Origin of the sequence: Gelria sp. Kuro-4 (assembly GCF_019668485.1) — a bacterium.
GTDB lineage: Bacteria > Bacillota > DTU030 > DUMP01 > DUMP01 > DUMP01.
In genome coordinates this window covers 1622517-1635478 of record NZ_AP024619.1, presented here as the reverse complement: position 1 = coordinate 1635478, position 12962 = coordinate 1622517, and the positions used below count along the sequence as shown (strand labels likewise).

The following is a 12962-nucleotide window of genomic DNA, read 5'->3' as shown; positions in this document are numbered from 1 at the left end:
TATTAAGGCCAAAGTTCCTCTGCTACTTGGTCGAGTCCTAATTCTAGCAACTTGTCGCGCGAAGGAATTCCGTCCCGAGTCCACCCTCGGATCTCGTAGAGTTCGTCTTTCATTTTTTCCAGCTCCTCCGGCGGGCAGTACATGCCCTCGGAGGGGCCTTCCGGAATCGGCTCGTGCATGAAGCGGTAGGGTAGAACATCATCTTTGCGGCTCATACCCTCGCGTACATTGAAGGCGCGCTCCAGGTTCCAGATTCTGTCCGCCAGCTGCTGCACCTCATTCACGGAGAGGTTCAGGCCGGTTACGGCATTGACCATTTCCGCATGTTTTTCCGTGATGCCCACGCGCCCGACCACATCTTCGATCATAGCGCAGTAGTTTAGGGTATCACGAATAGTTGTTGTGGAGGTGATATCGTAGTTGAGCTGTGCTTTGCCGCTGGGGTCGCGTCTATCGAATAACCCGGCACGTTCAGGAATATGCCGCATATCCTGGTGGCTACCACCGCGCGTGCTGGTGGCATAGCCCAAGCTCATGCCTTTATAGCCCCGAACGCTGTGGCCGGCCAACTCCAAGCCCTTGACATTGATGGCATACTTGTACGTTTCCCGGCCCAGGACTTCCGCCGCCCGCTTGGTACCTTCACCCAAGAGTTTATAGATGCCGCGGCGGGCCACGATGGACTCCAAAGCAGCAAGCAAACCCTCATCATTGCCGAAGGTGAGATCCAGCCCCCCCAGCTCTTCGTAGCTCAGTATGCCCCGCTCGTAAAGCTCCATGGCAAAAGCCACGGTGACCCCGGCCGAGATAGTATCGAGACCCATCGCATTGCAGTACTCATTGGCCTTGGCGACAGCCTTAATGTCTGTAAGGCCGCAAACTGAACCCAGGCTGTACATGGTCTCGTATTGCGGACCGATGGTGGTGGTGCCGGCATACTTGCCTTCTTTGATTCTCGAAAAATGCGTGCACCGCAACGGACACTGGAAGCAAGCCAGGTTCTTTTCGAACAGCTCTCTGAGGCAAGCATCTCCGTCGATGCTCGAGGCGTGTTCAAAGGTTTCACTTTGCCAGTTGCGCGTTCCCAAAATCCCCGAGGTCTGGTTCGCCTTCAGCGCTCCTGTGGTGCCATACTTGGGCATGCCGGTAGCCAAAGACGGGGTTTCTTGAATGTGCTGGTAGATCTTCTCTGCAAGCGCCAGCACAGCCTCGGGATCGGCAACCGGGATCGGGTTCTTTCTACCATACACAGCGATGGCCTTGAGTTTCTTGCTGCCGAGGACCGCCCCAACGCCACCTCGTCCGGCGGCATGCGACATGTCCACCATGACGCAGCTAAAGCGCACTAGTTGCTCCCCGGCGGGGCCTATAGAGGCAACGTGCACGGCGTCGTTGTTTAGATCGCGACGGACGGCGGCCTCTGTCTCGGGTACCGAAAGCCCCCACAGCTTGGAGGCGTCACGTAGCTCAGCCTGACCGTCCTCAATGTAAAGCCAAGTGGGAGCCTCGCTGGCACCTTCTATAATCACGCCGTCAAAGCCGGCGAACTTGAGCTCTGCCCCAAAGTGCCCGCCGGCATAAGAATCCATGAAGCCGCCCGTGAGGGGAGACTTGGTGAAGAAACCAACCTTAGGGGTGCACGGCACCACAGTACCCGTGAGGGGACCGGTAGCAACCACCACCTTGTTAGCGGCCGAAAAAGGGTCAATTCTTGCCGGAAGTTCGTTGTACAGGATGGCGGCACCGAAGCCGTTGCAGCCGACGTACTTTTTTACAAACTCCTCGGTCAATTCTTCCGTGGTTATTTTCTTGGCCGTAAGATCTACCCGAAGAAAGCGTCCACAGTATCCCCCGTACTTCAACATACAAACCTCTCCCCCTAGTTAATCTTGCACCGTCAGAGCCTGGGCCAGGCAGTGCTTCACGCAGGCCGGATCGCCCTGGCACAGGTCGCATTTGTCCGCCTTACCTGATTCAGTATCCAGGCGGATAGCGCCATAGGGACAGGCTTCCAGGCAAAGGCCACAGCCGACGCACTTCTCGGCGTCCACCACCCAGGCGCTGGTCTTACCGTCCTTTTGAATAGCCCCTTGGGGACAAGCCAGGGCACAAGGGGCGTTTTCACATTGACGACAGTAGATCACATGGCTGTCTGTAGGGCTGACGTAAGCGAACTTGATCCGGGTGCCGCCTGGGTGCACTAAGCCTTTCAGCCTAAAAGAACAGACGCTAGCACACACCGCGCAGCCGGTGCACTTGGATTGATCATACGCCAGTTTCATGCTCTGTCTCCTCTCCCGAGAAAGATTCCTTGCCTACTGCCGCTCATACTTCTGCAGCAACTTGGCAGCCCGATCGGGGTTAAAGATGCCGCACACACAGGGCCGCGCCATCTCCTCTGCGGCCTGTCGAGGGGTACGGCGCCCCGCCTTTACGTCGGCGATCAGTCTCTCCACCAAGCTGGCCGAGATCATACCGTGACCGCACATGGTAACGAATTCTAGGACCTCAGGGGAGGGCAGTGCCTCGGTCTTGCCGTGGATGCCGAGGGACAGGTTGATCGAGTGAGGCTGGATGTTTACGGCTTGCGTTATGTCCTTGATCTCGTCCACCAAACCGCTGACAGTTACAGACAGTCCGAAGTCTCGTTCCTTGATAAACTCAACCAGCTTTTTCACCTTCTCTTTGCTAGAAAAGCAAACCCGTACCCTCGGTGTTTCCGACAATTTCTCCTTGATCTCTTCGATGGTAGCTCCAGAAAAGACGGTACCCGTTTCGTACGAACCAATGTTGGTCGGTCCGAGGTCAAAGATAAAGTCGAGGATTTCCCTCAGCTTGTCCTGGCTTCCTTTGTTGTTTATGCCAACGGCCGGTGTAACCAAGACGACGAAATCATCTTTTAGGTTTTCGGGCGTTCCCGTTCTGTGAAGAGAGTGCGTCATTTTTAGTCCTCCTTCAGCGGTCGACCGAGCCCCAAGTTAACCTTGGCGTTCGGTCTGGGCGTAATCCCTAGGACTTCCAACTGTGGGGCTACTGCGATAGTAGGCTCGTTTTCTAGGCGCGAAATGAGATCCAAGGAGAAGACGGTGTCTATCTCCTGCGCGACCTCTTTGATGGTAGCCAGAGTACGCTCCAACATCTCATCCGGAATGGTGAACTCGATGATTGCAGACACCACCCGGCACTGTTTGGCTTCGTCGGTAAAGATGCCCTTCTCGGGATCTGCCATGAGATGTGTCAGGGGGTTGTCCCGCTCGAAGCGGGTTATGCCTTCCCGCGCCAGGGCCATCGTCACTTTCTCAATGTCCACAAACGAAGCCCCCAGGCACGGACGCCCCATCTCAATGGCGATACCAAACTGCCCCTTTTTCACCCGCCCAGTAACATCGTTGGTCTTTACCTCTTCTGTGCCGCGGCCTGGAACCTTCGTCTCCACATGGTAGGCCATGGGATCACTGAAGTACTTCCTGATGGAGCGCGGCCGCTGGTAGACGTCCTCGTCTTCGTGAATGGCTCCGCGAGGGCACCGCACTACCCGCGCCCGGCCACAGGTTCCGCACTCCAAGCACTTGTCCCGATCAATATGCGCCTTCTTGTTTTGGATGCTGATAGCGCCGGCGGGGCAGTAGGGCATGCAAACCCCGCAACCTATACACTTGTCCTCGTCGATACGCATGTTAACCCTCCTCCACAACCGGACTTAAATGCTCGGATAGATATTTGTAAATGCCGGAGATGTCCTTAGCCCCATAGCCTTGGTGTTTTGCCGCCTCGAAAAGCTGCAGTCCTAAGGCTCCAAGCAGCAACGGTTGTCCTGCTTCTAGAGCAGCCGACACAGCCAGTCTCAAGTCCTTGGCCGCCAGCTCCAGACTGAACCCCGGCTCGAAGTTGTCAGCAAAGATAAACTTGGGGCACCTGGTTTGTAGGGCATAACTGTTCCCAGCGCCGGCGCTGACGACCTCGTAAACTACGTTCTGATCCAATCCCAAGGCTTCAGCAAGTTTCAGGCCTTCCGCTAGGGCTGCCATATTGACCCCGAAAAGGAGCTGGTTTACCAGCTTGACTGCCTGTCCCGTACCAACCGGACCGACATGCACGATTTTCTTGCCAAGCACTTCGAGAATCGGCCTGGCCCGTGCCACCAGCTTTTCCGGCCCGCCAACCATGATGGTCAGGGTGCCGGCTACGGCCCCAGCCACGCCGCCGCTTACCGGCGCATCCAGAAAGTCTACGCCGATGGCTTGGCCTTGGGCGGCGATCTTATGCTCACTTTGGGGAGTGGATGAACTGAGGTCAATCAGCAGTTGCCCCGCTCGCGCCGCAGCGAATATGCCCCCGGAGCCCAGGACAACGTCTTCAACGATGGCTGGGTTGGGCAAGGACAGCAGGATGATGTCGCTCTCCTTCACTAGCTTGGGAAGCTCTGCCGGTATGGCTCCCGCCTCTGCCATGGCTTCCATGGCCGCCGCATAACGGTCGTAGACACGCACCTCGTACCCGGCCCGCACCAAATTGCTGGCCATGGCCCTGCCCATGCGCCCTACTCCGACAAATCCCAGGCGCACTGCTCTAGCTTGCTGTTCCATGTTCTCGATCTACTCCTCTCCTGACGCGCCCGCCCGAGCGGACAGTTCACCCTCGGGCAAACGGATCAACTTGTATCCTGTCATGTAGATGTGCTCGCGCATCAACCGTTCGGCCGCTTCGCCATCCCGCGCCTCCAGGGCCTGTAGGATGGCGTAGTGTTCCTCCTCGGCCTTGTGTACTCGCCCCGGCACTTCCAATGACGACACTCGTAACCCGTCCAGCTGCTCGGTAACCGTTGAGATCATCTTGGACAGCGGTACGCTCTTGGAACCAAGGTAGATCAGGCGGTGGAACCGCCGGTTACGCTCCGCCACTTGGCACATCCGCCTCTTGCTAGCGTAAAGCGTCGCCTCGTCCAAGATGTCGCCCAGCATTCGCAGTTCTTCAGCAGTCAGGCGCTGCGCCGCGATACGGGCAGCTAAGCCCTCCAGCATACTTCTTACAGTGTAGATAATCTCGATGTCCTGTGGCGACAGTTCCACCACTACCGCCCCGCCATTCGGCGGGATGGCCACCAGCCCCTCCTGCTCCAGCTTGTGAATGGCTTCCTTAACCGGAGTGCGGCTTACCTGCAGCTGCTCCGCTATGGCGCTGACGTTGAGCCGTGACCAAGGGCCGAATTCCCCGTGCAAAATGGCCTGTCGGAGCTCTTTGGCGATCTTGATGCTCAAAGGTCCAGCTTCGTTTATTTCCTTGTGGTCCACTTTCCTGGCAGGTCACCCCCTCTCAAGCTAGATTCATAGATCCGTGGATTCACTCTGGGCCAAAAAGCAGCGAGGTTTAAGGCTTAGCCGGCATGGGATTTACCTAGCTTCTGGGTTTGGCCCGTTTGGCGCCCATCGGCGCCTTTCACGAGCGCGATGCCGGAGATCACGATCAGCCCAGCCGCGGCCTGTTTCAGCGTGATCACTTCTCCAAGGAAGATCACCGAGCACAGGGCACCGACGACCGGGACCAGGTACTGGTAGACCATGGCGCCCGTGGCCCCCACCGCCTTGAGCCCCGTGTACCACGCGACGAAGGCAAAGACAGTCGACAGAACGGTGGTGTACATGAGGGCCAGCCACCCGGAAGCAGGCACCTGCTGCCAATCGAGCCGTACTACCTGAACTAGATTCAAAGCCAAAAGCACCACGGTACCGAACAGTGCGGCATAAGCTGTCACTTTCAAGGGCGAGTGTTTCCGCAGAATAGGTACACTCAGCGTCGAGTAGACCGCGAAACAGGCCGCACCAGCCAGCCCTAAAGCATCGCCCAGGAAGTGCCTTCCGCCCAAAGGCAGGGATGAGGTTCCAATAAAGGCAGCGACGCCGAAAAAGGCGAGGAGCATGCCCGCGTACTTGACTAAAGAAGCCTTCTCCTGGCGGCTCACTACCGTGAGCACAGCCCCGAACAGCGGGGAGGTGTTGTTGAGAAGGCTGGCGTTGGTTGCTGTGGTATAAGCCACGGCATGGATGAAGAACATCTGGTACATGGCTACGCCCGTGAGGCCCAAAAAGGCCAGCGGGATGAGCTCACCACAGTCGATGCCAGCCTTCTCTTCCCGAAGCTTCAGCAGCAGAAACAGCAGCGGCGTCGCCATGACGTACCGTACGGTCACGAACACGGATGGGGGAAAGTAGTTCATCGCGACCTTAGACACAACGAAGTTACCGCCCCAGATTAAAACAGTCCCCAAAAGTGAAATCTCGGCCAAGTAGGGTGAGGGAACGATCAAACAATCACTCCTTTACCGGCAGCCTCCTTGGCCACTTTACCCTCCAATTTCGCCGTACAAGTTGCCACCTTTCCCTATGTCTTGCGCTCCGTACTCCTTAAGGAAGATCGTCACCTTACCTGGTTCCACCCCCAACGCCTTTACCACCGCGTTGGTGATCCCACGGACGAGGTTGCGCTTTTCTTCAGCACTTTTCCCACCTAGCATGGACACATGGATTACCGGCATGCTGCACTTCCTTCCTGCTGTGGGGGAGCCTTTCCTCGGCCTTGGCTAAGCCTTACCGTGGACGCAGGAAAAGGCTCCCGCCGTCTTAGCTGTGCTCCAACCGTTACTTCGTGTTCAAAATCTGTTCGATCAGGTCTTTTGCGTTCAGCTTCTCTGCGTACTCGTCGTAAACAGGCTGTACAGCTGCTTTGAAGGCTTCCCTGTCAGGATTATGCTCGATCTCCATGCCCAAACCAGGTAGCTCTTTCAAAGCCTTGTCTTCCAGATCCTTAACGTAATTGCGCTCCCAATCGGCCGTCTCCTGCGCGGCTTCCACCAGCACCTTTTGCAGGTCAGCAGGGAGTTTGTCGTAGGTCTTTTTGCTCACCATAATCACTGCTGCACCATAAACGTGGCCCGTCAGGGAGATATACTTTTGCACTTCGTAAATCTTCTGGGTGTAAATGGTCTGAATGGGGTTTTCTTCGCCGTCCACCGTCTTTTGTTGGAGGGCGGTGTAAACCTCCGTCCAGGCCATTGGGGTGGGGTCAGCACCGAGTATCTTCCAGAAAGAAACATGCAGAGGAATCTCCTGCACGCGAATCTTTAGGCCCTTGACGTCGTTCGGCGTCTTGATCGGTCGTACGGAGTTGGTCAGGTGCCTGAGCCCATTTTCCCAGAAGGCCAAACCTACTATGCCTTTTTGGTCAAAGTCCTTTAATACTTCTTTGCCGATCGGCCCGTCCAGGACTTTGTAAGCGTGCTGTTGATCACGGAAAAGGAAGGGCAGATCGAACAGCTGCAGCCGGGGAACGAAACCGACCAGGGTGGCACTCCCGGCCACTTCCATATCCAGCGTCCCCATCTGCATGGCCTCAGCCAGGGTGCGGTCGTTTCCCAGCTGACCATTGGGGAAAATCTTAACTTCAAGGCGTCCGCCGCTCTTTTCCTTCACAGCGCGGGCAAACTCTTCCGCACCCTTGTGGAAAGGACTGGCTTCATTTAGGACATGACCAAGCTTCAAGACAATGGGTCCCTCTTGCTGTTTTTCCCCGGCATTGCTGCTCGCCTTATTCCCACTTCCACCACAACCGCTTAGCACAAGCAGTCCAACGAGCATCGCAGCCATGAACGCGAACGGTTTTTTCCTCAACACTAACACGTCTCCTTCTTCTTCGTCTCTGTGTTACCGTCCAAACCCCTCAGCCCCGTTATCCTCAAGAGCCAGAACGAACCACTTTTCTGCCCACCCCCTTCCACACTCAGACAGACAGCTACCGACCTGCCAAACGAACGAGGAACAAGGAAAGCTGTGGAATATAGGTAACCAGAAGAAGCGGGACCAAGGCAGCCCCTAAGAGCGGGATCAACCACCTGGTTACTTCCTCGATCTTCATCTTTGCGATCCCACAAGCTACGTAGAGGTTAACGCCAAAGGGCGGGGTCACCAAGCCCAAGCAAAGGTTGGTCACCATAACAGCGCCCAGGTGAACAGGATCCACGCCCAGATGGGTAAAGATGGGCATAAGGAGTGGCGCAAGGATAACGATAGTTGCATTTAATTCGATGAAGCAGCCGGTAAACAGTAGCAACGCGTTCAGGAGAATAAACAGCACATTGACATTGAAATTGCGCTCAACCACGAATCTTGCAAGGTTGCTCGGTATCTCCGCGTTGGAGAGAACCCAGCTAAGTGCAGATGCCGTTGCAATCACATACATAACCATGGCGGAAGTGATGGCGGACTTGACCAGTATACCTGGAAGATCACGAAGCTTGAGTTCCTTATAAACAAACATGCCCACGAGCAATCCGTAACCGGCAGAGACAACAGCTGCTTCCGTAGGCGTAAAAATCCCACCATAGATCCCGCCAAGGATCAGCACCGGCAAAAAGAGAGCCCAGGAGGCTTTTAATGTTCTTTGCCAAAGCACAGTGCCGGTTACCTGCGTCTCGGTCCCCACGTATCCCCGTTTCTTAGAAATGACGTATACGGCCACCATAAGTGATAGTGCGGTAAGAATCCCTGGCACAACTCCTGCCAGGAAGAGATCGCTGATGGATATGCCGGTGGCCACTCCATAGGTTACGAAAAGGATACTCGGAGGGATCAAGGGACCTAATGCTCCAGCGATTGCCTCAAGCGCTGTGGCAAAGGCCCGGTCATAGTTGTTCCTCTCCATGGCTGGTATCATTATGCTGCCGATGGCAGCGGTAGTGGCCGGTCCAGAACCTGAAATAGCCGCAAAGAAGGCACTGGTCACAACAGCGATCTGCCCTAGGCCGCCGGCCAGGCGTCCTACGAAAAGTTCGGCCAAGTCGACCAATTGGCGGGAGATTCCGCCGCGCTCCATGAAGTTCCCGGCGACAATAAAGAACGGTATCGCCATCAGGGGAAAGGAGTCTACAGCCGCATACATGCGTTGCGCGATGATGGCTGGGGACGTACCCGTCGTCATAGCAAGACTGAGCAAGGTCCCGGCCCCGATAGCTACAGCTATTGGCACGTTGAGCAGCATGAAGAAGAGGAGAAGGACAAAAACCAGAATTCCTGTCGCCATGTTTCCACTCCCCTTATCCGATCAGAGATCGTAACAGCGGGGCCGCTTGTAGCAGGAAGCGCACAGCCATGGAGAAGCTGCCCACTACCACAGCAAGGTAGGGCCCCCACATAGGTATTTCCATTGCCGGCGAAAGCTGCTGGGTCTCAGCCTGAAGTGCCACCAAGCCGTACCCAAAGTAAGCGATGGCAGCGCAAAATGCAGCACTTATCATCGATGCTATGATGTTGACCAGCAGCGCTGCCTTTTTGGGCAGCCGATCCACAAGCACTGAAACCGATACATGCGCCTTCTCGGCCACACCCACGCTGGCCGCGAGAAAAGATATCCATATGAAAGAGAAACGCAGCAACTCCTCTGACCAGGGCAAAGAAGAATGGAACACATAACGTGCTGCTACCTGCATGATGCCGACAACAATCGTCTCTGCCATAAGTAAAGCAATAATTCCTTCCTCAGCGCGCCGGACTCCTCGTGTTAGCTGGTCGAGCATGCCGATACCCCCTTGTACCAGATTTCCAGGCAACTGAGCCTATCTTGCATAGTGTGTCAACCCAAGCCTGGACAAAGTTCGTCTAGGCGTCACGCCGTCATTGCGTGCCGTGTAGCCCGCTGCGTGGAATCGGGCGAGAGCTTCCTCAACGTCCTCCGCCGCTACTGTGCAGGCTTGGGTCTTGTAGGTCCGACCAAGCTGATCGTACTTTCGCACACCCAATTCGTGATAAGGCAAGAGATGAACTTCGCGTATGCCACCGATAGAGCGCAACAGTTGGATGGTTCTCTCAACGGTCTCAGTATCCGCGTTGACTCGGCCGATGAACGGTATCCTCGCCACAACCGTTGCCTGGTGTTCCGCCAAATACCTTAGATTGGAGATGATTTGAGCATTGCTGACGCCTGTGTAAGCGCGATGCTTGTCCTCGTCGGGGTGCTTGATGTCAACCAGCCATAGGTCTATCAAACCCATTAGCTCCGCGATTCTTTCTTCCGGTGCATACCCAGAGGTTTCAATGGCCGTGGGAATGCCTCTCTCCCGGCAAAGGAGAGCAATTTCCTGCACGAATTCAGCCTGCAGGAGGGGCTCTCCACCCGAGAAGGTAACGCCCCCGCCTGACGCACGGTAAAAAGGCTGATCTCTTTCGATTACCTCTGCAATCTCACGGGCAGATTTGTGTTCGCCTGACCAGCGCAGTGCTTCGGCCATGCATTCGTTCACACATAGCCCGCACGCAGTGCACTTTCTGCGGTCGATTATGCGTTGACCAGCTGTCCCCGAGACAATCGCTCCTTGGGGACAGACGGCAGAGCAGGTCCCACAGTGCAGGCAGCGGCGCTCCAGGTACATGATCTGCGGTTCCGCTGTCTGCGACTCGGGATTAGAGCACCACTGGCATCGAAGAGGACAGCCCTTTAAAAACACCGTTGTCCGGATGCCCGGGCCATCGTGTAAGGAAAAACGCTGAATGTTAAACACAATGCCACGCATGGTGCTATCCTTCACAGCGCATGTTCTGTGCGATCGATGATGTCATCTTGCAGATCGCGGTTGATCTCCACAAAAAAGGCACTATAGCCGGCAACGCGGACGAGCAAATTGCGGTAGTCTTCAGGGTGTTCTTGGGCTTGCCGCAGCGTTTCTGCCGAAACGGTATTGAATTGGACATGGTTTAGCTTGAGGCTGCAGAACGTCCGCAAGAAGGCACACAGCCTGGTAAGCCCATCGTCACCGGCGAGTGTATCTGCCTGGAACTTTAGGTTCAGCAAAGTACCGTTCGTTGCCAGCACGTGCGGTACTTTTGCGACTGATTTGAGGACGGCGGTCGGCCCAAGCCGGTCAGACCCGTGGCAGGGCGAGATCCCATCCGCGAGCGGTGTAGCGGCACGTCGCCCGCTAGGAAGCGCTCCTACCACACGACCCAGTGGGACGTTCGAAGCTACGGGGTACAGGCCAGGCCGGTATTTGCCGCCCCTCGGGTTTTTGTATTTCTTGACTTCCAGGCAATAGATGTCGCCCACCAAACGCGCGAGTTCATCAGCGTAATCATCATCGTTACCGTATTTGGGTGCCTTGTTTAGCAAGCGCTGGCGTACCAGTTCGTAGCCCTGAAAATCATGCTCGAGAGCTGCATTCAATTGGTCCCATGTAAGGACCTTATCCTCGTACACCAACTTTCGAATGGCCGCCAGCGAATCAGCCACATCTCCTAAACCGATCCCTTGGGGACCGGTATAGTTGTACTTGGCCGAACCGGCCGTCATGTCTAGACCGTTCTCGATACAGCCGTCAGTAAGAATGGAAGCGAACGGAGTTGGATTGACCTCTGCCTGGACGATGTCCCAGGTGTTGAGCATTGTCACCATGTGCCGGACAAAGTAGCTGATTTGGGTTTTGTATGCCGCCAAGACGTCTTCGAAAGTGGCCATTTCTCTCGGGTCTGGCGTAACGGGACCAACCTGCTTCCCAGAAAGCCGGCACACGCCGCGATTGACCGCTAATTCGAGGCATTTGGCCATATTGAACATTGCGGCGTTCGTCCAACCGTTGCAGTTGTAAGAAGGAGCAGGTTCAACACAACCCACTATGGCATAGTTCAAAGCATCATCAAGAGTAACGCCATCACTCAGAAGGGCCGGTATGATAGCTTCGTCGTTGTAAACCGCTGGCTTTCCGTCCCCGAGCCTTATGACTGCTGCAGCCCACCGGAGGAACTCTTCCGGCGTGCCTTGGTGGATACGAATGCTCAACGCTGGCTGATCCAAACGAACATGGCTTTCAGCCACCAGGCACATGTACGAAAGCTCGTTAGTTGCATCCCGTCCCTGGCCGTCAACGCCACCTAAAATCAAGTTTTGTGACATGCTCACGCCGCCAAAGTATTTTGTCGCCGGGGGAACATCTGCAAGCTTTATGACTTCACCGAACTTGACCCAAAGGCAATCAAGGAGTTCTTGGGCCTGGTCCTTAGTCAATCTCCCGTTTTCCAGGTCAGCTGCCAGATAGGGATACACGTACTGATCGAACCGTCCCGGGGACTCGGCAAGTCCGTCGGTCTCAATATGAACAATAAGATGAACAAACCAGAACGCTTGTAATGCCTCCTGGAACGTACGCGCCGGGTGCTCCGGCACCCAGTCGCACACCTCGGCGATCTTCTCCAGCTCACGCCGCCGCTCCTGGTCCGTTGTCGTTCGGGCCAACTCCCGCGCTTTTGCGGCGTAACGATGTGCGAAGTTCACCGCCGCCTTGGCCACAATCTTGCCGGCATAATAGAACTGGAGCTTTGCGATGGCTTCCGGATCGGTCTGGTCCAGGCGCTTTTCCTGTTCCTCGATCTTGCGGTAGATCCCCGCAAACCCAATCCTCAGGACTTTAGGGTAATCAACGATTAGATGGCCGACGGAGTTTCTTAAATAAAGGGTTGGGGAGACTACCGGGTACTCCATGTCAAAGACTTGGCGTGTTTCTTCGGGGAGCATGGCCAGTGCGCGTTCTTGAACGGTTTTACCTTTCCAATAGGGCAGTATTTGCTCCTGAAGTTCTTTCTTGGTTTCTTCAGGCACATCAAAACGGTACTTCTCCCGTTTATCAAAATAATCAAGTTGCTCGCCCACCCAAACAGCCGCCGTCTCTGGAAAGACAGGCGCCCAGCGCGGATGGCTCGCCAGGTTACCTACAATCAATTCCCCATCGGAAATGTAGATCGTCATCTCGTTTAGGATTCTGGCAAGTGCCTTTGCCTTACGAACGACTATCGGGTCGCTTTCCGTTTCGCGGTAAGACAGCGTAATCAGCCTCGCCCTTTCGACACAGACCGCCGGCCTACTGTCACGAATTAACGTGCGAAGCTTTTCAATCCGCGGGCTCGCTTCTGTCACCAACATGCTATCCC

General features: G+C 55.6%; 13 protein-coding genes. All 13 read right to left on the bottom strand.

Going from position 1 to position 12962, the window contains the following annotated elements; all coding sequences use genetic code 11:
• Nucleotides 1-2: 2 nt before the first annotated feature.
• Nucleotides 3-1865, bottom strand: coding sequence for an aldehyde ferredoxin oxidoreductase family protein (locus tag K5554_RS08205; RefSeq protein WP_221038028.1), 1863 nt, complete (start codon nt 1863-1865; stop codon nt 3-5).
• Nucleotides 1866-1883: 18 nt separating this feature from the next.
• The gene (locus K5554_RS08200; protein WP_221038027.1) at nt 1884-2282 is read right to left on the bottom strand and encodes a 4Fe-4S dicluster domain-containing protein; all 399 of its coding nucleotides are present in this window, start codon (nt 2280-2282) and stop codon (nt 1884-1886) included.
• Between the two features lie 33 nt (nt 2283-2315).
• A complete protein-coding gene (locus K5554_RS08195; RefSeq protein ID WP_221038026.1) occupies nt 2316-2942 on the bottom strand; it encodes a hypothetical protein in 627 nt (208 codons plus the stop codon).
• Between the two features lie 2 nt (nt 2943-2944).
• Nucleotides 2945-3676, bottom strand: coding sequence for a DUF362 domain-containing protein (locus tag K5554_RS08190; RefSeq protein ID WP_221038025.1), 732 nt, complete (start codon nt 3674-3676; stop codon nt 2945-2947).
• A gap of 1 nt (nt 3677) precedes the next feature.
• Nucleotides 3678-4586, bottom strand: coding sequence for an NAD(P)-dependent oxidoreductase (locus K5554_RS08185; protein WP_221038024.1), 909 nt, complete (start codon nt 4584-4586; stop codon nt 3678-3680).
• 9 nt (nt 4587-4595) lie between these two features.
• Nucleotides 4596-5258, bottom strand: coding sequence for a GntR family transcriptional regulator (locus tag K5554_RS08180; protein ID WP_221038023.1), 663 nt, complete (start codon nt 5256-5258; stop codon nt 4596-4598).
• 116 nt (nt 5259-5374) lie between these two features.
• Nucleotides 5375-6283 (bottom strand): DMT family transporter, encoded by a 909-nt coding sequence (locus K5554_RS08175; protein ID WP_255565602.1) that lies wholly within the window; start codon nt 6281-6283, stop codon nt 5375-5377.
• A 57-nt stretch (nt 6284-6340) separates the two neighbouring features.
• Nucleotides 6341-6532 carry a tautomerase family protein gene (locus K5554_RS08170; protein ID WP_221038021.1) on the bottom strand — a complete coding sequence of 64 codons (192 nt, stop codon included), beginning with the start codon at nt 6530-6532 and terminating at the stop codon, nt 6341-6343.
• 103 nt (nt 6533-6635) lie between these two features.
• The gene (locus K5554_RS08165) at nt 6636-7667 is read right to left on the bottom strand and encodes a TRAP transporter substrate-binding protein (protein WP_221038020.1); all 1032 of its coding nucleotides are present in this window, start codon (nt 7665-7667) and stop codon (nt 6636-6638) included.
• A 118-nt stretch (nt 7668-7785) separates the two neighbouring features.
• Complete coding sequence (locus K5554_RS08160; protein ID WP_221038019.1) at nt 7786-9072, bottom strand: TRAP transporter large permease; 1287 nt, start codon at nt 9070-9072, stop codon at nt 7786-7788.
• A 13-nt stretch (nt 9073-9085) separates the two neighbouring features.
• Nucleotides 9086-9565, bottom strand: a complete 480-nt coding sequence (locus tag K5554_RS08155) for a TRAP transporter small permease (protein WP_221038018.1) — start codon at nt 9563-9565, stop codon at nt 9086-9088.
• Nucleotides 9566-9604: 39 nt separating this feature from the next.
• Nucleotides 9605-10558: a glycyl-radical enzyme activating protein gene (locus K5554_RS08150; protein ID WP_221038017.1), complete on the bottom strand. Its 954-nt coding sequence runs from the start codon at nt 10556-10558 to the stop codon at nt 9605-9607.
• Between the two features lie 11 nt (nt 10559-10569).
• A complete protein-coding gene (locus K5554_RS08145) occupies nt 10570-12954 on the bottom strand; it encodes a glycyl radical protein (RefSeq protein ID WP_221038016.1) in 2385 nt (794 codons plus the stop codon).
• Nucleotides 12955-12962: the final 8 nt, after the last annotated feature.

Bases quoted from the DNA above. Each gene is read 5' to 3' on its own strand.
- K5554_RS08160 (WP_221038019.1), bottom strand. From the start codon at position 9,072: ATGGCGACAGGAATTCTGGTTTTTGTCCTTCTCCTCTTCTTCATGCTG.
- K5554_RS08185 (WP_221038024.1), bottom strand. From the start codon at position 4,586: ATGGAACAGCAAGCTAGAGCAGTGCGCCTGGGATTTGTCGGAGTAGGG.
- K5554_RS08190 (WP_221038025.1), bottom strand. From the start codon at position 3,676: ATGCGTATCGACGAGGACAAGTGTATAGGTTGCGGGGTTTGCATGCCC.
- K5554_RS08205 (WP_221038028.1), bottom strand. From the start codon at position 1,865: ATGTTGAAGTACGGGGGATACTGTGGACGCTTTCTTCGGGTAGATCTT.
- K5554_RS08200 (WP_221038027.1), bottom strand. From the start codon at position 2,282: ATGAAACTGGCGTATGATCAATCCAAGTGCACCGGCTGCGCGGTGTGT.
- K5554_RS08155 (WP_221038018.1), bottom strand. From the start codon at position 9,565: ATGCTCGACCAGCTAACACGAGGAGTCCGGCGCGCTGAGGAAGGAATT.
- K5554_RS08170 (WP_221038021.1), bottom strand. From the start codon at position 6,532: ATGCCGGTAATCCATGTGTCCATGCTAGGTGGGAAAAGTGCTGAAGAA.
- K5554_RS08195 (WP_221038026.1), bottom strand. From the start codon at position 2,942: ATGACGCACTCTCTTCACAGAACGGGAACGCCCGAAAACCTAAAAGAT.
- K5554_RS08145 (WP_221038016.1), bottom strand. From the start codon at position 12,954: ATGTTGGTGACAGAAGCGAGCCCGCGGATTGAAAAGCTTCGCACGTTA.
- K5554_RS08150 (WP_221038017.1), bottom strand. From the start codon at position 10,558: ATGCGTGGCATTGTGTTTAACATTCAGCGTTTTTCCTTACACGATGGC.